Here is a 314-nt window from a genome sequence, read left to right as displayed (position 1 = left end):
TCAGACCCCTTCGCCCAGATGCTCTTGATGCCGCTGGCGATATTCGCAAAATCAATCGTACCGCCATTTTCGGCTATGGCCGTCCATGAATCCGCACCCGACGCAGCAGTGGGATTTAAAGTGACATCGCTCACGGTCAGTACACTGCCCGTGTCGACAGCATGAAACACCGCCGAGTCCTTACCCGTCACCGAGATATCATAGGCAAGGTCGGCATCCATGCCATAGGTTTTTGTTGCGCCACCCTCAATGGAAATCGCATGTGAGCCAACACCCGTGGTGCTGATGACCGTAGCATTATCCATGGTGATGTT

General features: G+C 53.8%; 1 protein-coding gene. It reads right to left on the bottom strand.

Annotation, left to right across the window (positions count from 1 at the left end; genetic code table 11):
• A partial coding sequence (locus CEV32_RS23555; RefSeq protein ID WP_167382712.1) for a hypothetical protein occupies nt 1-314 on the bottom strand: 314 nt, incomplete at both ends.

It is taken from the genome of Brucella rhizosphaerae (assembly GCF_002252475.1).
In the GTDB taxonomy this organism is placed as follows: domain Bacteria; phylum Pseudomonadota; class Alphaproteobacteria; order Rhizobiales; family Rhizobiaceae; genus Brucella; species Brucella rhizosphaerae.
This window is presented reverse-complemented; position numbering and strand designations above follow the sequence as displayed.